The organism is Duganella sp. CF517 (assembly GCF_900110275.1).
Lineage (GTDB): Bacteria > Pseudomonadota > Gammaproteobacteria > Burkholderiales > Burkholderiaceae_D > Rugamonas.
The window spans coordinates 112,700-130,605 of record NZ_FODC01000001.1 but is presented as its reverse complement, the minus strand read 5'-3'; the positions used below and the strand labels follow the sequence as shown (position 1 = coordinate 130,605).

At 65.7% G+C, this 17,906-nt stretch carries 15 protein-coding genes; 12 read left to right on the top strand and 3 right to left on the bottom strand.

Annotated elements, in window-relative coordinates:
• The first annotated feature begins 26 nt into the window (after positions 1-26).
• From BMX85_RS00515 to nhaA, 6 genes are all read left to right on the top strand, one after another.
• A complete protein-coding gene (locus BMX85_RS00515; protein ID WP_090313610.1) occupies positions 27-611 on the top strand; it encodes an RNA polymerase sigma factor in 585 nt (194 codons plus the stop codon).
• Positions 612-671: 60 nt separating this feature from the next.
• Positions 672-1,724: a glycoside hydrolase family 43 protein gene (locus BMX85_RS00510; RefSeq protein WP_090313608.1), complete on the top strand. Its 1,053-nt coding sequence runs from the start codon at positions 672-674 to the stop codon at positions 1,722-1,724.
• A 105-nt stretch (positions 1,725-1,829) separates the two neighbouring features.
• Positions 1,830-3,947, top strand: a complete 2,118-nt coding sequence (locus tag BMX85_RS00505; RefSeq protein ID WP_090313606.1) for a PAS domain-containing sensor histidine kinase — start codon at positions 1,830-1,832, stop codon at positions 3,945-3,947.
• A gap of 57 nt (positions 3,948-4,004) precedes the next feature.
• Positions 4,005-5,675: a GGDEF domain-containing protein gene (locus tag BMX85_RS00500; RefSeq protein ID WP_177196607.1), complete on the top strand. Its 1,671-nt coding sequence runs from the start codon at positions 4,005-4,007 to the stop codon at positions 5,673-5,675.
• Positions 5,676-5,751: 76 nt separating this feature from the next.
• Positions 5,752-6,951: a hypothetical protein gene (locus BMX85_RS00495; RefSeq protein ID WP_090313602.1), complete on the top strand. Its 1,200-nt coding sequence runs from the start codon at positions 5,752-5,754 to the stop codon at positions 6,949-6,951.
• 127 nt (positions 6,952-7,078) lie between these two features.
• On the top strand, positions 7,079-8,254 hold the full coding sequence (nhaA, locus tag BMX85_RS00490) for a Na+/H+ antiporter NhaA (protein ID WP_090313600.1): 1,176 nt from the start codon (positions 7,079-7,081) through the stop codon (positions 8,252-8,254).
• 13 nt (positions 8,255-8,267) lie between these two features.
• Here the strand turns inward: nhaA and BMX85_RS00485 are convergent, their stop codons facing one another.
• Entirely contained in the window at positions 8,268-8,528 is a 261-nt protein-coding gene (locus BMX85_RS00485) for a pentapeptide MXKDX repeat protein (RefSeq protein ID WP_090313598.1), read from the bottom strand.
• Positions 8,529-8,666: 138 nt separating this feature from the next.
• On the opposite strand from BMX85_RS00485, the gene BMX85_RS00480 reads away from it, so the two are divergent.
• Positions 8,667-9,251 carry a sigma-70 family RNA polymerase sigma factor gene (locus BMX85_RS00480; protein WP_090313596.1) on the top strand — a complete coding sequence of 195 codons (585 nt, stop codon included), beginning with the start codon at positions 8,667-8,669 and terminating at the stop codon, positions 9,249-9,251.
• The gene (locus BMX85_RS00475; protein ID WP_090313594.1) at positions 9,248-9,889 is read left to right on the top strand and encodes an NrsF family protein; all 642 of its coding nucleotides are present in this window, start codon (positions 9,248-9,250) and stop codon (positions 9,887-9,889) included. Before BMX85_RS00480 ends, BMX85_RS00475 begins: the two co-directional genes overlap by 4 nt.
• A 35-nt stretch (positions 9,890-9,924) precedes the next feature.
• Here the strand turns inward: BMX85_RS00475 and hmgA are convergent, their stop codons facing one another.
• Positions 9,925-11,241 carry a homogentisate 1,2-dioxygenase gene (hmgA, locus tag BMX85_RS00470; protein ID WP_090313592.1) on the bottom strand — a complete coding sequence of 439 codons (1,317 nt, stop codon included), beginning with the start codon at positions 11,239-11,241 and terminating at the stop codon, positions 9,925-9,927.
• A 105-nt stretch (positions 11,242-11,346) separates the two neighbouring features.
• Between hmgA and BMX85_RS00465 the strand changes: the two genes are divergently transcribed.
• The 3 genes from BMX85_RS00465 to BMX85_RS00455 all read left to right on the top strand — a co-directional run bounded on the left by BMX85_RS00465 (position 11,347) and on the right by BMX85_RS00455 (position 16,091).
• The gene (locus BMX85_RS00465) at positions 11,347-12,255 is read left to right on the top strand and encodes a LysR family transcriptional regulator (RefSeq protein WP_090313590.1); all 909 of its coding nucleotides are present in this window, start codon (positions 11,347-11,349) and stop codon (positions 12,253-12,255) included.
• Positions 12,256-12,438: 183 nt separating this feature from the next.
• Positions 12,439-14,778: a family 43 glycosylhydrolase gene (locus tag BMX85_RS31405; RefSeq protein ID WP_090313588.1), complete on the top strand. Its 2,340-nt coding sequence runs from the start codon at positions 12,439-12,441 to the stop codon at positions 14,776-14,778.
• 122 nt (positions 14,779-14,900) lie between these two features.
• Complete coding sequence (locus BMX85_RS00455) at positions 14,901-16,091, top strand: aldose epimerase family protein (protein WP_090313586.1); 1,191 nt, start codon at positions 14,901-14,903, stop codon at positions 16,089-16,091.
• 42 nt (positions 16,092-16,133) lie between these two features.
• Here BMX85_RS00455 and BMX85_RS00450 read toward each other — a convergent pair whose 3' ends face one another.
• Positions 16,134-16,883: an SDR family oxidoreductase gene (locus BMX85_RS00450; protein WP_090313584.1), complete on the bottom strand. Its 750-nt coding sequence runs from the start codon at positions 16,881-16,883 to the stop codon at positions 16,134-16,136.
• 110 nt (positions 16,884-16,993) lie between these two features.
• Here BMX85_RS00450 and BMX85_RS00445 point away from each other — a divergent pair, with 110 nt between their 5' ends.
• A complete protein-coding gene (locus BMX85_RS00445; RefSeq protein ID WP_090313582.1) occupies positions 16,994-17,899 on the top strand; it encodes a LysR family transcriptional regulator in 906 nt (301 codons plus the stop codon).
• The last annotated feature ends 7 nt before the right edge of the window (positions 17,900-17,906 follow it).

Below are 17,906 nucleotides of genomic sequence, written 5' to 3'. Positions count from 1 at the left end.
CCACAGGCAAGCCAATACAGATGTTAATGCTTATCAAATCCCCCGAGAACCAGCGACTGGCCACGCTGTTGCAACGCGTCGCCGAGCGCGACCACGCTTCGTTCCGCCAGCTGTACGACCTCACCGCCGCCCACCTGTATGGCGTCGCGATGCGCTTCGTGCGCCAGCGCGAGCTGGCCGATGACGTCCTGCAGGATGCGTTCATCAACGTATGGCAGCACGCGGGCAGTTATGCCGCCCCGCTGTCGACGCCGATGACGTGGCTGATCAGCATCGTGCGCAACAAGTCGCTTGACCATTTGCGCAAAGGTAAGCTGGAGGGCGATACCCTGGTCGCCAGGGACGACAACCCGCATCCCGAAGCGGAACAAGCGGCCGAGCACGCCGATCCGCTGGAGCTGCTGACGGTTGCGATGGAAAAGCGGGAACTGGGGCGGTGCCTGGCGCAACTGGAGCCCGCGCAGCGGCAATCGCTGGCGCTGGCCTACTACGAAGGCCTGTCCCATTCCGAAATCGCCAGCCATCTGCAAGTGCCGTTGGGAACGGCAAAAGCATGGGTGAGGCGGGCGCTCGGGCGATTGAGGTTGTGCTACGAGGCCTCGCAAGTATAGCGAACCCTGGACTTGGCCCGATGCTACAATCGGCGCATGCCCATTGCCGTGAAGCCCAACATGAATCGTTTGCAGCGTTGTCTGGCCGCGTTCTGCCTCGCGGGCGCGGCGGCATCCGCTGGCGCCGCCAATCCCATCGTGCCCGGCTGGTACGCCGATCCGGAGATTCGTCTCTTCAACGGGACGTACTGGATTTACCCGACGTACTCCGCCGACCAAGGCGCGCCGGACAGGTCGAAGGCCTTCACGCCCGCGCAACAGCGCATGCGCGCGCGATCGGAGCTGATCTGGGAACCGTTCCTCAAGAGCACCTTCTTCAACGCCTTCTCGTCGCCGGACCTGGTGCATTGGACCAAGCACCCGCACGTGCTCGATGTCGAGCACGTGTCCTGGGCGGCCTACGCCCTGTGGGCGCCCTCGGCGATCGAGCATGACGGGAAATACTATCTGTTTTTCGGCGCCAACGACATCAAAAGCGACGCGCAGCTCGGCGGCATCGGCGTGGCCGTCAGCGACCGGCCGGACGGGCCGTTCAAGGACGCGCTGGGACGGCCCCTGATCGGGAAAATCCACAATGGCGCCCAGCCGATCGACCAGATGGTGTTCAAGGACGACGACGGCCAGTTCTATATGTACTACGGCGGCTGGAAGCACGCCAACGTGGTCAGGCTGGCGCCGGACCTGCTCGGCGTGCTGCCATTTCCCGACGGTACGACCTTCAAGGAGATCACGCCGGACCCGGAATACGTCGAAGGCTCGTTCATGGTCAAGCGCAAGGGCGTGTACTACTTCATGTGGTCGGAGGGGGAATGGACCGGCCCGGGATACAGCGTTGCCTATGCGATGAGCGCGTCGCCGCTGGGACCGTTCAAGCGCATCGGCAAAATCCTGCAACAGGACCAGCGGGTCGCCCGCGGGGCCGGCCACCACTCCGTCGTCAATGCGCCGGGGACCGACGAGTGGTACATCGCCTATCATCGCCGTCCGTTGACGGAGGTCGACGGCAACCATCGCGAACTGGCGATCGAGCGCATGGTCTTCAACGACGACGGCACGATCCGGCCGGTGGTCATGACGGCCGGGGGCGTGGCGGCCAGCGCGCCGCCGCGTTGAATGGTGACGCAAGCCATGGGCAAATTCGCAGCTTCGATTCAATCCTGTCCGCCGGGACAAAAACTATGACATCATGCTGGCCCCAGTGCCCGAGACCCCAATTTCATGTCCTCCGCTCCGACCGACGCCGTGCCCCCCACACCATCGCATCCCGTGCCTGACGTCAGGTTCCAGGCGCTGTTCGAACAGGCGCCCGTCAGCATCCAGATCCTGGCGCCGGACGGACGCACGATCCGGGTGAACAAGGCGTGGGAGAACCTGTGGCAAATTTACGAGGGTTCGCCATTGAAGGCGTTCGTCTTCAGCGCCGAGTACAACGTGCTGCGCGATCCGCAATTGGTGGAGACGGGCATCTCGTTGTTGCTCCAGCGCGCATTGGGCGGGGAGTCGGTGGAAATCCCGTCGGCCCTGTATGACGTCACGGCGCTCGGCGGCAGCGGGCCGGCGCGCTGGGTCACCGCGCGGGCGCACCCGATCAAGGATGGCGAGGGCAACGTGCTGGAGGTGATGCTGATCCACGAGGACATCACCGAACGCGTGCACAACGAAACGGCGCTGCGCCTGCGCGAGGAGCGCTTCCGCTCGCTGGTGATGGCGACCTCGCAGATCGTCTGGTCCAACACCCCGGACGGCCGGGTGCTGGAGGACTCGCCGTCCTGGCGCGCGTTCACCGGCCAGACCTACGACCAATGGAAGGAGTTCGGCTGGCTCGACGCCTTGCATCCGGACGACCGCGCGCCGACGGAGACGCTGTGGCTGGCGTGCGTGGCGGCGCGTTCGGTGTTCGAGACCAAATACCGCATCCGCTGCATCGACGGCGCCTACCGCTGGACCGCCGTCAAGGGCGTGCCGATCATCGCCGCCGACGGCGCGATCCGCGAATGGATCGGGGCCAACACGGACATCCACGACATGGTCATGGCCGAAATCGAACTGGCCCAGCGCCTGGCCTATGAAAAGCACACCAGCGCGCTGCTGGCCAAGGTCGCGCAAGCGGCGCGCACGCTGCAGACGGTGTTGTCGAGCGACGAGATCGCCAGGGCGCTGGTGGCGGAGGCGCGCGACATCCTGCAGGCGCACCAGGCCGTCGTCTCGCTGACCGAAAACGGTAGCTGGTCGCAGGCGATCAACGCGGTGTCGCTGTCCGAAAAATATGCCCGCTACGGCGACTACGCGGTCAAGACCGACGGTTCCGGGATTTATGCCCAGGTGTGCCGCGACAACCGGGTCATGCGCCTGACGCAGCAGGAGCTGGAGGCGCATCCGGCCTGGCGGGGCTTCGGCAGCCAGGCCCACGCCCATCCGCCGATGCGCGGCTGGCTGGCCGTGCCGCTGATCGACCGCAAGGGCGCGAACATCGGGCTGATCCAGGTCTCGGACAAGTTCGACGGCGAATTCACGCAAGAGGACGAGGACATCCTCGTGCAGCTGGCCTCGATCGCCGCCGCCGGGTTCGAGAACGCGCGCCTGTACGGGTCGCTGCGGGAGCAGGACCGGCGCAAGGATGAATTCCTGGCGATGCTGGCGCACGAGTTGCGCAATCCGCTCGCGCCTATCCTGTCGGCCGCCCAGCTGCTGCAGTTCAAGGCGGGCGACGAGCAGCAGGTGCGCCGGTCGAGCGACATCATCAGCCGCCAGGCGCGCCACATGACGTCGCTGGTGGACGACCTGCTCGACGTGTCGCGCGTCACCCACGGCTTGATCGAGCTCGATCGGGCGCTGCTCGACCCGATGGCGATCGTGGCCGGCGCCGTCGAACAGTCGCAGCCGCTGATCGCCGCGAAACAGCATGCGCTGGTGGTCGAAGGCGACGCCGGCGGCGCGGCCATCGTCGGCGATCAGGTCCGCCTGACGCAGGTGCTGGTCAACCTGTTGAACAACGCGGCGAAATATACGCCGGCCGGCGGCCGCATCGGCCTGACCGTGTCGTCGCGCGATGCGGAAGTGTCGATCAGCGTGAGCGACAACGGCATCGGCATCGACGCCCGCCTGCTGCCGCGGGTGTTCGACCTGTTCACGCAGGCCGAGCGCGCGCCGGACCGGGCGCAAAGCGGCTTGGGCATCGGCCTGGCGCTGGCGCGCGAGATCGTCGTGCTGCACGGCGGCCAGGTGACGGCGCACAGCGGCGGCGCGGGGACCGGTAGCCGCTTCACCGTCGTGTTGCGCGCCTCATCCGGTGGGCGCGGCGATCCCCGGGCGCAGGTCGCTAAACGCCCGGATTGACGCCCGGCACGGTTGTTCTGTTATATGATCGGCATGTTTAATTCTTGCGCGCCAATCATGAAACAGTTCCGCCTTCTGCTTGCCATGTTGCTGCTGGGTATCTTGTTGCCGGCCCGCGCCGCCCGGCCCGTCACCAGCGGGGAGGATCTGATGCGGCAGGACGGCCGAATCTACGTGGCGGCGGACGCGGCATTTCCCGCCGTCTACGCCGACATCGCCCGCTGGCGCGCGGGCCGCGCGGCGGTGCCGAGGGCCAGCCTGTTCGGCGGCGCCTACTGGCTGGTCGCCGAGGTGCGCAACGACAGCGCGGTCGAGGATTGGGTGCTGGCGCCGGGCAGCGTCCTGTTCGACCAGGCCGCGATCCGGATCTATGCCAGCGACGGCACGGTGCAACACCTGCAAGCCGGCCACCGCGCCGATTACCAGTACGCGTTACACTATGGCCAGCGCATCCGGCTGGCGCCGGGCGCCAGCGCCGTCATCATCGAGCGAATCGACAGTCCGTTTTACCAGGCGCCGCCGTCGCTGCGGCTGTTCACCGAAGCCGAATACCGGAGGCTGACGACCCGGGAGAACGCGCTGATATTGGGCTCGCTGGGCGCGCTCGGTGCGCTGGCGGTGTTCAACCTGTTCGTGCATCTGATGAAACCGGACCGCGCGACCTTCTATTATTCGGTCTATCTGTTCATCTACCTGATCGCCTGGGCGCAGGAATTCCATCTGCCGGCGCATCTGCTGGGCTGGCACGACCTGCACTGGATCTATGTGCCGTTTTTCTTGATGGCGCTGCCGAACACGGCGTTCTATGTCGAGTTTCTGCAGCTGCGCCAGCACCATCCGCGGCTGGCTAAGCTCAGCCGCGTCAACTATGTGCTGCCGCTGCTGATGTTGCCCAGTACCGTGCTGGCGCTGCCGTATGCGCCGATACTGGCCACCTTGACCATCAGCGTCTGGCTGTCGCTGGCGCTGACCTGCGGCATCGTCAGCCTGCGGGCCGGCAATCCGCTGGCGCGGTATTACGTGCTGGCCTTTTGCGCGCTGATGGTGCCCGCCACGCTGATACTGCCCAGTAATTTCGGGCTGGTGGCGCCGCCGGTCTACAACCCGGAATTGCTGACCCTATTGGGCGGCACGCTGGAAGCGCTGCTGCTGGCGTTCGCACTGGCGCACAAGCTGCGTTTGCTGGCGCGGGAGAAGGAATTCGCCGTCCATCGGCTCAACCAGTCCATCGTCCTGGCCCACACCGACCACCTGACGGGCATCGCCAACCGCCATGCGTTCGACCAGCAGCTGGCGCTGCGCTACGCGGCCGAACGCGGCGGGGAGGGCGGCGAGGACGGCCTGGCGCTGTTGCTGATCGACCTGGACGGACTGAAAGCGGTCAACGACCGCGACGGCCACGCGCGCGGCGACGCGTTGCTGCGCGACTTCGCCCAAGGACTCAAGCAGATGCTGCGCGAGGATGTCGGCGTGTTCCGCCTGGGCGGCGACGAGTTCACCATCCTGGCGGCGCAACGCCATGTGGCCGATTTGCTGGCGGCGTTGCAGCGGTTGGAGGGGACGTTGCGCCAGCGCAGTTATCCGCACGCCGGCGCCAGCGTGGGCTGGGCGACGGCGGCCGAATCGCCATCGTCGGACGATATGGTGGCGCTGGCCGACGAGCGCATGTACGAGCATAAGAACGCGCGCCGCCGTTCGCGCGCCAGCGACGCGCTGGCGTCGCGGTAGGGCCACACCCGAACCCTGCACGCTGTTGCGTAAAATGTAAGATAATGCGCCTCGGATAGCTAACCATGAAGGCTCTATGAATAAACGCACCGACGGTGGCGACCATGGTTTTGCGCGTGCGCTTGGGGCGGTCTCGGGCCTTGCGCTGGCGGGGGTGTTGACGAAGTTGAGCGTCACCGCATTGGAGCCCACGAACAGCGGCTATGCCGGCATCGGAATCATGTTTGCCGCGCTGGGTTTTGGCGTGCCGTTGTTTCTGCTGACCCTATGCATCACCATTTATCTCGCCTGCAAGGGCGCGCTCCATGGCAGGTGGGTGGCGCTCATGTGGTTGCCGTTCCTGGTGAGCCTTGCGATCCTGCCCGTTGCGGAATTCTTCGGCGCGAGGGAAAGGGAAGCGTATGCCGGCAAGCATCCGGACGTGCGGGAAGTGCACGTCAACCTGACCGGGCGCGACCTGAGGCTGGATCCCGCGATCGGGCCACAGCCGGAGATGGAAGGCGCGTACCCCGACCGATTTCTGGAGCTGCGGCGCGAGCCGGTGGCCCATCGCGACGATCATATGGCTGCCTATCGCGGCGTGCTGCCCGCCGCCGAGCTCAACAGCATGACGGTGATATACGGCCCGAAGGATCAAGGCGAAGCGGTGTCGGTGCCGGTCGCGATCGCGCCCACGCCTGCCGATTTGGCGCCGTTCCTGCCCGAACCGGGCAGCGCTATGGCCAAGTTGCTTGTGCACTACTACTATCATTACCCCGACCGGGTGGACGTGGCGAGCACCATCGATTGGGACCTCGGGAACAATCCGCAGTACGACAATGGCAAACCGGCTAGCGGCGTAGTCATCCACAATCTGAGCAACGAAACCATTGTCCGGCTGGAAGTCAACGGACAGCTGGTACCCTTTTACCATGGCCTGCAGCCGCTGCGCGCCGACTATTGCACCGTTAACAGCTACTCGGCGGTGTTGCAACCGGGCGCCAAGCTGAGGGTGCGTTGGCAGGGCGCGCAGTCGGCTCCGAAGTGGAACGACGCGAGCCCCGCGGTGCCGACGTTCCGCAAGCCGGTCGCGGGCGGCGGCAGCGTCACATCGAGCGCGGTGCATTTGTTTTTCTATCCCGATGGACGGCTGAGGGTGCAGCGCTCCCGCAGCTTCACGACGGCGTCGGGTGGCGGCGTCGGCGTCAGCGTGGCGCTGCCGGCGTTCGATTCGATGCCAGTGTGTGGCGACGCGGCAGAGCAATACCCGCCCACCCTTGCACGCAACGCAGACTGAGCCGGACGGACCATCGGCCACCCGATGCCGGCGGCCGGGCTCTGTTATAATGTTGCCTGGGTGTCCATACATGTCGTGTGGCAGGGATTGCGTCAGGTCGGGCCGCCACGCGGTTTTCGGACGCCCCATGAATCCCATTCCAACCACACTTTCCCATACCTTCAATCGATTCGTCGAATCGGAAAAAGCCGGCGGCATCCTGCTGATCGCTTGCACCCTGGTTTCGCTGTGCCTGGCCAATTCGCCGTGGGCGGAGCCCTACCTGCACTTTTGGCACGCCAGGGTCGCCGGATTGCCTGTCGAGCTGTGGATCAACGACGCCTTGATGGCGGTGTTCTTCCTGTTGATCGGCCTCGAGCTGGAGCGGGAAATCCACAACGGCGAGCTGTCGAGCATGCGCGGCGCGCTGCTGCCGATGGTGGCGGCGGCCGGCGGCATCGCCGCGCCGGCGCTGATCCATTTCATGTTCAACGGCGGTACGCCCAGCCAGGCCGGCATGGGCATTCCGATGGCGACCGACATCGCCTTCGCGCTGGCCGTGCTGACGCTGCTTGGCCGCGCCGTCCCCACTTCGCTCAAAGTGTTCCTGACCGCGCTGGCGGTCATGGACGATCTCGGCGCCATCATCGTCATCGCCGTTTTCTACACCTCCTCGCTGGCGCCGCTGTACCTGCTGGGTGCGCTGCTCGTGTTCGCCGGCCTGCTGTGCATGAACCGCGTGTTCCGCGTGCTCGCGCTGGCGCCGTATCTGGCCGGGGGCGCGCTCATGTGGTTCCTGATGTTCAAATCCGGCGTGCACGCCACCATCGCCGGCGTGCTGCTGGCGTTCGCCATTCCGTATTCCGCCAGGGGCGAAGACGCCGCTTCGCCATCGCACCGGCTCGAACATGCGCTGCACGCGCCGGTGGCGTTCCTCATCCTGCCGATCTTCGCGCTGGCCAACACGGGGATCGTGATCGGCTCCGGATCGATGACGGCGCTGCTGTCTTCCAACAGCATCGGTATCCTTGCCGGCCTGGTGCTTGGCAAGCCGCTGGGCATCACGCTGGCGTGCATGGCGGCGGTGGCGTTGGGCGTTTGCGCCTTGCCCGCGGACCTCAGATGGCGTCACGTGATCGGCGCCGGTTTGCTCGGCGGAATCGGATTCACCATGTCGATATTTATCACCAACCTTGCGTTCAGCAACGACGCGGCGCTGATCAACGCGTCGAAAATGGCGATTCTGCTGGCCTCGCTCGTGGCCGGCGTGGCGGGTTTTGCCTGGTTGAAGATGTTCGGCAAGCCGGTTGCCGAGCATCCATGAGATCGGCCCGGGCTTACTTCTTCATCGGATCTTTTGCCATGTCATCCTTTTTCATCCCGTCCTTTTTCATGTCGTCGTTGGCCATTCCGTCCTTTTTCATGGCGTCCTTTGCCATTTTGTCCTGATGCATGGGTTTTTTCATGGTGTCCTTCTTCATACCGTCCTTCGCCATGGCATCCTTCGACATCTCGTCTTTTTTCATGGTGTCCTGCGCGTAAGCGGCGCCCGAGATCGTCAGGCAGGCGGCGAGCAGGGTGGCGGTCAGTTTGTTCATGGTGGTTCCTCAAGTGGAGTTGGCAACGTGGAGATCACGTCGCCCAACATTGAGTTCGCAACAGCCCGCCGGTTGGTTACACGCGTGCCCGCATAATCTCGAAAAAACTTTCCGAAGGCGATGTAACCAAAGGACGTGATGCGGCGAATACAAGAGGTGGACCACCTGCGCATGACCGAATTACGCCTGCATGCCCTGTTTTTACAGGGCAGGGACGGCGACGCGTTGGCCTATCGCAAATTTCTGACAGCGACAGCGACGCATTTGCGCGCCTTCCTGCGCCGGCGCCTGAGCCGTTGGCCGGACGAGGTGGAGGATCTGGTGCAGGAGGCGCTGCTGGCCATCCACAACCAGCGCCTCAGCTACGACGCCGCCGTGCCGCTGACGGCGTGGGTGTACACGATCGCCAAGTACAAGCTGATCGACTGGCTGCGGCGCCACGCCCGGCGTGACGGCTTGCACGATTCGTTCGACGAGGTCGACGAAGGCGAGGGCGCGTTGTTCTCCAGCGCCGAGGCGGAGGCCGGGGAAGCGCGCCGCGACCTGGCCAAGCTACTCGGCCTGCTGCCGGACAAGCAACGCGACGCCATCGTCCGTACCAAGCTGGACGGATTATCGACGCGCGAGGCGGCGGCGATGCTGCAGATGTCGGAGGCGGCCGTCAAGGTGTCGGTGCATCGCGGAATGAAGACACTTGCCACTATTCTGAGGGGTTCGCCATGAAGACAGACGAGTTGATCACCATGTTGTCGAGCGGCCCGGACGTGGCGCTGGGCGCCCGGCCGGTGCGCGCCACGGCGCTGCCGCTGCTCGGCGCCCTGCTGGCCAGCGCCGCGCTGATGCTGGCGATATTGGGCGTGCGCCGGGACCTTGGCCTGGAGATGACGGTGCCGGCGTTCTGGTTGAAGCTGGCGTTCTCGCTGGCGCTGGCGGGCGCGGGCGGGTTGGCGGTCAAGCGCCTGGCGGCGCCCGGCGCCAGCACGCGCGCGCTGCCGTTGTTCGTGGCCGCCCCGGTGCTGGCGCTGTGGACGGTGGCGGCGGCCGCGCTATGGCTGGCGGCGCCCGAAGCGCGCGCGGATTTGTTCTGGGGCAGCACGTGGCGCTATTGCCCCCTGCTCATCGCCGTGTTGTCCCTACCGCCGCTGGCCGCCACGTTGCATATCCTGCGCGCACGTGCGCCGACCCGATTGCGCCTGGCCGGCGCGGCGGCCGGTTTCGCCGCCGGCGCGGCGGCGGCGGCGGTCTACTGCCTGCATTGCCCGGAAATGAGTCCGGCGTTCGTCGGTTTCTGGTATCTGCTGGGGATACTGATTCCGACCGCCGTGGGGGGCGCACTCGGTCCGCGCGCGCTAGCCTGGTAGCGTTGCGCCGGGGGGAGGCCGGGTTTCGTTGACGGTCATGCTTGCTCTGCGCCGTCGTCGTAGTATTTCTTGAAGCCCTGCCAGCACTGGTAATAGTCCGGCTGCAACTGCGGCGACGCCAGCGCGTGGGTGGTGGGGCGGATCACGTCGCGCGTCTCGAACATGAAGGCCATGGTGTTGGCGATCTTGTGCGGCACCGTGGTGTCGCCGGCGCTGGCCTTTTCGAACGTGGGCGCGTCCGGGCCGTGGCCGCTCATGCAGTTGTGCAGGCTGGCGCCACCGGGCCGGAAGCCTTCCGACTTGGCGTCGTACTGGCCCTCGATCAGGCCCATGAACTCGCTGGCGACGTTGCGGTGGAACCAGGGCGGACGGAACGTGTCCTCGGCCGCCAGCCAGCGCGGCGGGAAGATCACGAAGTCCAGCGTGTCGACGCCGGGGGTGTCGGACGGCGCCTGCAGCACCAGGAAGATCGACGGGTCCGGATGGTCGTAGCTGATCGAACCGATCGCGTTGAAGTGGCGCAGGTCGTATTTGTAGGGCGCGTAGTTGCCGTGCCAGGCCACCACGTCCAGCGGCGAATGGCCGATGCGCGCGCTCCACAGATTGCCGGCGAACTTGGCCACCAGCTCGAAGTCGCCCTCGCGGTCTTCGAAGGCGGCGCGCGGGGTCAGGAAATCGCGCGGATTGGCCAGGCCGTTGGCGCCGATCGGTCCCATGTCCGGCAACCGCAGCAGGGCGCCGAAGTTCTCGCAGATATAGCCGCGCGCCTCGCCGTCGGGCAGCGTTACCTGGAAGCGCACGCCGCGCGGCACCACGGCGATCTGCTGCGGTTCGATCTCGACCAGCCCCAGTTCGGTGGCGATGCGCAGCCGGCCTTGTTGCGGAACGATCAGCAACTCGCCGTCGGCGTTGTAGAAATAGCGGTTTTCCATGTCGCGGTTGGCGGCGTACAGATGGATGGCGCAACCCGATTGCGACTCGACGTTGCCGCTGCCGGCCATGGTGACCCAGCCATCGAGGAAGTCGGTGCCGGTGGGCGGCATCGGCAACGGGTCCCAGCGCAGCTGGTTGGGCGGCGCGGCGACCTGGTCGAAGCGGCTGACCACGCGGCCGTTGTCGATTTGCCGGAACGGCTGGTGCATCGCCGATGGCCGGATGCGATACAGCCAGCTGCGCCGGTTGTGCGCGCGCGGCGCGGTGAACGCGGTGCCGGACAGCTGTTCCGCGTACAACCCGTACGGCGCGCGCTGCGGTGAGTTCTGGTGCGGCGGCAAAGCCCCGGGCCGCGCCTCGGTGGCGAATTCGTTGCCGAAGCCGGATTGATAGCCGGCAGCAGGGTGGGGGATGTTCACGCGGACTCCTTGATAGGTGGTATCGAGACAATGTAGTGCAGCCGCGCGGATTTTGCGATATAAATAGATGAATGGAGACTATTTACATCGTGAATAAAGGATGGCATGGACCTGCGCGACCTCGACCTGAATCTATTGTTGGTGTTTCATGAAGTGTTCCGCGAGCGGCAGATTTCCTCGGCCGCCAAGCGCCTGCGGCTGACGCAGTCGGCCGTCAGCAACGCGCTGGCGCGGCTGCGCCGCAGCGTTGGCGACGACCTGTTCGTGCGCACCAGCGACGGCATGCAGCCGACCCCGTACGCGCAGCGCATGGCCGGGCCGGTGGCCGAGGCGCTCTTGCATGTCGAGCGCGCGCTGCGGCCGCAGGCGGCGTTCGATCCGGCCGTCAGCCGGCGCCGCTTCACGCTGGCCATGACCGATGTCGGCGAAACCTATTTCATGCCCCGGCTGATCGACGCCTGCGCCGCTGTGGCGCCGGGCGTGGCGCTCGACACGGTGCGCGCCGGGACGACCGATTTGCGCGCCGCGCTGGAAGCCGGGCGCGTCGACCTGGCGGTCGGCGCCTTCGACGACGCGCCGGAGGTGCTGGTCCAGCGCCGCCTGTTCCGCCAGCACTTCGTCAGCCTGTACCGGCGCGGCCATGCGCTGGGCGACGGCGAACACACGCTGGCGCGGCTGGCGGCCGCGCGGCATTTGCGGGTCAGTTCGATGGAAAGTCCGTACGACGGCATCAACCAGGCGTTGACGCAGGCCGGCATCGCCATCGACGCTGGCTTCAGCGTGCCGCATTTCGCCGCCGTGCCGTACATCCTGGCCGGCACCGATCTGGTGGCCACGGTGCCGCTCAAGCTCGCCGAGCGCGCCGCCGGCCCGTTCGGCCTGGCCTACAGCGACTCGCCGTTGCCGTTGCCGGTGCTGCAAACGAATATGTTCTGGCATCGCCGTTACCACCAGGACGAGGGCGGGCGCTGGCTGCGGGCGTTGGTGGCCGGGCTGTTCGCCGAGCCGGGTTGATGCGCGTTGCCGTGGTCGATGCCCGTTTGGCTATCGCGGCGGCGTAAAAGGTCATTGGACACGGCGATACCAGCGCTATATCGTGCAAAGCCGACCATGGAATTCGACGGGGCGTTCAGCCGGCAAGGCGGGCGTCCGGGATTGCTGGCGGGTAAAACGATAAAAATATCAACGGAGACGAACGTGACCAAATCCTTCTCGCTGTGGGGCGCCGCCGCTATGGTGGCCTCATCCATGCTGTCCATCCACGCCGCCGCGCAGGCGCCTGTGGCGCCGGTGACCTTTTTAAACGCCTCCGTCCACGATCCGTCCATCATCAAATCCGACGGCACCTATTACGTCTTCGGCTCCCATCTGGCCTCGGCCAAGAGCAAGGATTTGATGCGCTGGAGCCCGATGACGGACTCCGTCAGCGCCACCAACAAGCTGTTCCTGAACGGTTCGAGCAACGTCTACACCGAACTGGCGGAGACCTTCAGCTGGGCGCAAACGAGCACGCTGTGGGCGCCGGACGTGATCCGCCTGGCCGACGGCAAGTTCTACATGTATTACAACGCCTGCAAGGGCGATTCGCCGCGCTCGGCCATGGGGATCGCGGTCGCCGACAAGATCGAAGGGCCGTACGTCAACAAGGGCATCTTCCTCAAATCCGGCATGTGGGGCCAGGCCAGCTACGACGGCACCGTCTACGACGCGCTGAAACATCCGAACACCGTCGATCCGAACGTGTTCTTCGATAATGGCGGCAGGCTGTGGATGATCTACGGCTCGTATTCGGGCGGCATCTTCATCATGCGCATGAACCCGGTCAACGGCATGCCGTTGCCGGGGCAGGGCTACGGCAAGCGCTTGATGGGCGGCAATCACAGCCGCATCGAGGGCGCCTACGTGATGTACAGCCCCGCCACGCAGTACTACTATATGTTCACGTCGTTCGGCGGCCTCGATGCGGCCGGCGGCTACAACATGCGGGTGGCCCGCGCCAGCGCGCCGGACGGCCCTTACTACGACGCCCAGGGCGTGGACATGGCCAACGTCAAGGCCGATCCGTCCAAGCCGCTGTTCGACGACGCGTCGATCGCGCCGTACGGCGTGAAAATCATGGGCAACTTCCTGTTCGAGCGCAAGCTGGGCGAGCCGGGTGCCGGCATCGGCACCGGCTATGTCTCGGCCGGCCACAATTCGGCCTATTACGATGCGGCCACCGGCAAGCACTTCCTGATTTTCCACACCCGCTTCCCGGAGCGGGGCGAGCAGCATCAAGTGCGCGTGCATCAGATGTTCATGAACGCCGATGGCTGGCCGGTGGTGGCGCCGTACCGCAATTCCAACGAGACCCTGGAAGCGGTCCAGCGCGGCTTCGTGTTCGGCGACTATATGTTCGTCAACCACGGCAAGGATATCTCGGCGACCATCAAGAAATCGAGTTTCATCACGCTCAACGCCAACGGCACGATCGGCGGCGCCGTCACCGGCTCGTGGGCGCTGCTTGGCGCCAACCAGGCCGAGATCAACCTGCCCGGTTCGCCGCCGTTCAAAGGCGTGTTCCTCAAGCAGTGGGATGAAACCTCGCAAAGCCATGTGATGACGTTCTCGGCGACCTCGCGCGACGGCGTCTCCATCATGGGCAGCCGCCTGGTTCCGCGCAGCGACATGCAGGCGGTGAACGCCATCGCCGACCAGCTTACGCTCGGCAACACCAACGCGGTCACCGGCGACATGGCCTTGCCAACCAGCGGCGCGCGCGACGCCGTCATCACGTGGACGTCGTCGAACCCGCGCGTGCTGAGCAACACGGGCCAGGTCACCAGCCCGGCCAGCGATGTGACCGTCACGTTGACGGCCACCATCACCAAGGGGCAGGCGAGGGTGGCCAAGTCGTTTACCGTCACCGTGCGCAAGCTGGGCGGCATGATCGCCCATTACACCTTTGACGGCAACCTGGGCGACGCGACCGGCGCGTTCGGCGCCGGCGCGGTCATCGGCGCGAAGATCGATGTCGGCGGCGGCAGCCTGGGCTACGAGCCGGGCATGAAGGGCAGCGCGGCCGTGTTCAACGGCGCCAGCGGCGTGCGCCTGCCGAACGGCCTGATCGCCAGCAATACCTACACGGTGGCGCTGTGGCTCAAGCCGGCCCAGTTGAGCGCGTTCACCACCACCTTCTTCGGCGCCCGCAACGGCGACTCGTGGATCAGCCTGCTGCCGAAGGGCCACGACGGCGTCGGCGGCGCGACCATGCTGTGGTCGGGCACCGCGTGGTACGACGCCGGACTGGGCATGAGCATCCCCGTCGGGCAGTGGTCGCACGTGGCGTTCAGCGTCAAGAACGGCGCCGTCAACATCTACGTCAACGGCGCCAAGCGCTACAGCGGCCTCAACTTCCCCAACGTGTTCACCACCACCGCCGGCGTGTTCGCGCTGGGCGTGAACTGGTGGGACGCGCCATATAAAGGGTCGATGGACGATCTGCGGATCTACGGTTCGGCGTTGACGGACGGGGAGATTTCCAGCCTCGCACGCTAAGTCCGGACTTTTTTATGCCGATGCCGGCCCTCCCGGGCGCCAAATGGCCGGCTCAGCAATTATCATAGGCATGGCCGGCACCCGCCGGCCGCCTACTTTTTTAACGGACACCTCACCTACACATGACTATTTCCACCAGACCCGCCAAGATTTTCCTGCTCAGCACCCTGGTCGGCCTCAGCGCCTGCGGCCAGACGCCATCCCGCGACAATTCCGACCCGGCCGCGCCTGCCGGCGTGTCGCTGTCGCGCATGCCCTTCGGCACGCTGTCGAATGGCGCCAAGGTCGAGGCCATCGTCTTGAAAAACGCCGGCGGGCTGTCGGCCACGCTGATCTCCTATGGCGCCACGGTGCAGAGTCTGCGCTTCCCGGACAAGCAGGGCAACGCCGCCGACCTGGCGGTCGGCTACGACACCTTGGCCGGCTACGAGACGACCCCGGGCTTCACCAACGTGACGGTGGGCCGCTACGCCAACCGCATCGCCAACGGCAGCTTCGCCCTCGACGGCAAGAAATTCGCGCTGGCGGTCAACGAGGCGCCCAACACGCTGCACGGCGGCGCGATCGGCTGGGACAAGCGCAACTGGGTGGTCAAGAGCGTCGAGCAGACCGCCGACAAGGCGTCGGTGACGTTCACCCTGACCTCGCCCGATGGCGACCAGGGCTTCCCCGGCACCGTGGTGGCCGACGTGACCTACGAGCTTAACAACAAGAACGACTTGACCATCCGCTACGGCGCCAGCACCGACAAGCCGACCGTGGTCAACCTGACCTGGCACAGCATGCTCAACCTGTCGGGCATCCCGGCCACGCGCCTGGCCACCGATGCCGAGGTGACCATCGAATCGGACGCCATCCTGCCGGTGAATAAAACGCTGATCCCGACCGGGCAACCGCTGCCGGTGGCCGGCACGCCGTTCGACTTCCGCACCCCGGGCGTCGTCACCGAGCGCGTGCGCATGCAGCATCCGCAGCTGGCGCTGGCCAACGGCGGCATCGATCACAACTACCTGATTCGCGGCGGCAAGACGGCGCAACCCAAGCCGGCCGTCAAGATCGAGGACCGCCAGTCGGGACGCGGCCTGACCATCGCCACCACCGAGCCGGGCATGCAGGTCTACACCGGCAACTTCCTCAAGGGCGAGGTGACCGGCAAGGGCGGGCAGAAGCTGACCAAGTACCAATCGATCAGCTTCGAGGCGCAAGGCTATCCGGACAGCCCGAACCAGTCGGCGTTCCCGACCACGCGCGTGGACCCGGGTCGCGACTATTCGCAGACCACGGTGCTGCACTTCTATACCCTCGGTAAGTAATCCGGGCGTAGCCGCGCCGCCGTCCGGCGGCGCGGCCTTTGCTTACAGCTGGCTCATGCCGCCGTCGATGATCAGCTCCGTGCCGACGACAAAGGCGGCCTCGGGCGAGGACAGGTAGAGCACCGCGCCGGCGATCTCGTCCGGCGTGCCGAAGCGTTTCAGCGGGATCTGTTGCGCGATGCCGGCGGCCATGTCGCTCAGTTGCGCGTCGGGCAGGCCGAGGCGGCCATACAGCGGCGTCGACACCGGCCCGGGGCTGACCACGTTGACGCGCACGCCACGATCGAGCAGCTCGGCCGACAGCGTCTTGGCGAACGAGATCAGCGCGGCCTTGCTGGCGGCGTAGACCGACGAGCTGGGCATGCCGATGTGGGCGTTGATCGAACCGTTCAACACCACCGCCGCGCCGCGATTGAACAGCGGCGTCAACGCCTGGATCGTGAAATAGGCGCCTTTGACATTAACGTTGAAGGTGTTGTCCCACAGCGCCTCGTCGATGTCGGCGAACGGCGCGAACTTGGCCACGCCCGCGTTGAGGAACAGCGCGTCGAGCGTGATGCCCTGTTCCTTCAGCGTGGCGGCCAGCGCCGCGGCGTCCTTGGTATCGCCCTGGTCGTTGCGCACGGCGATCGCGTTGCCGCCCAATTGCTGGCGGGCGGTTTCCAGCGTGACCGCATCGCGCCCGGTGATGATGACGCGCGCGCCTTCGTTGGCAAATTGCATGGCGGTCGCCAGGCCGATGCCGCTGTTGCCGCCGGTGACGAGGACTGTTTTGTTTTCAAAGCGTTTCATGGTGGTTCTCCAAATGAGTGGGTGTGAAGCCACTATAGGATTATTGATCCGGGCAATCAAAGCCTTGCTTATTGGTGATATATTCAGGTTTTCTGAATAATGGAGGCCACATGGACAGGTTGCGGGCGATGGAAGTGTTCGTCGAGGTGGTGCGCAAGAACGGTTTCGCGCGGGCGGCCGACGCCCTCGATACGTCGCCGGCCAATGTCACGCGCATCATCGCCGACCTGGAAAGCCATCTGGGCACCCGGCTGCTCAACCGCAGTTCGCGCAAGATGTCGCTGACCGAAAGCGGCGACGCGCTCTACGAGCGGGCCAAGACGATAGTCGAGGATATGGCCGAGGTCGAGGCGATCGCGTCGTCGACGTCGATGACGCCGCGCGGCCTGCTGCGGCTGAACGCGCCGCTCAGTTTCGGCGTGCTGCAGCTGGCGCCGTTGTGGGGCAAGTTCATGCACCGGCACCCCGGCGTCGAACTGGAGGTGGCCTTGAGCGACCGGGTGGTCGATATCGTCGAGGAGGGCTACGACCTGGCGATCCGCATCTCGCGCTCCGGCTCGGCTTCGCACGCGGCGCGCAAGCTGGCCACGTCGCAGAATATCTGCTGCGCCGCGCCGGCCTATCTCGAAAAACATGGCGTGCCGCAGGTGCCCCAGGACTTGGCGGCGCATCGCTGCATCGGCTACCGCTACGCGGCGACGGCCGACGAATGGCACTTCAGCAATCAACTGGGGCAGGCCGATGTGGTCAAGGTCAACTGCCCCATGCACACCAATAACGGCGATACGGCGCGGGCCGTGGCCGTCGCCGGCGGCGGCGTGATCTGGCAACCGACCTTTTTGATCGGCGCCGACCTGAAGGCAGGGCGCTTGGTGCGCGTGTTGCCCGACTATCGTTTGCCCGACATCGACGTGCTGGCGGTGTATCCCAGCCGGCGCCACCTGAGCGCCAAGGTGCGCGTGATGATCGACTTCCTGGCGGAGGAATTTTCGGGGACTCCACCCTGGGACCGGTAAGCGTGAA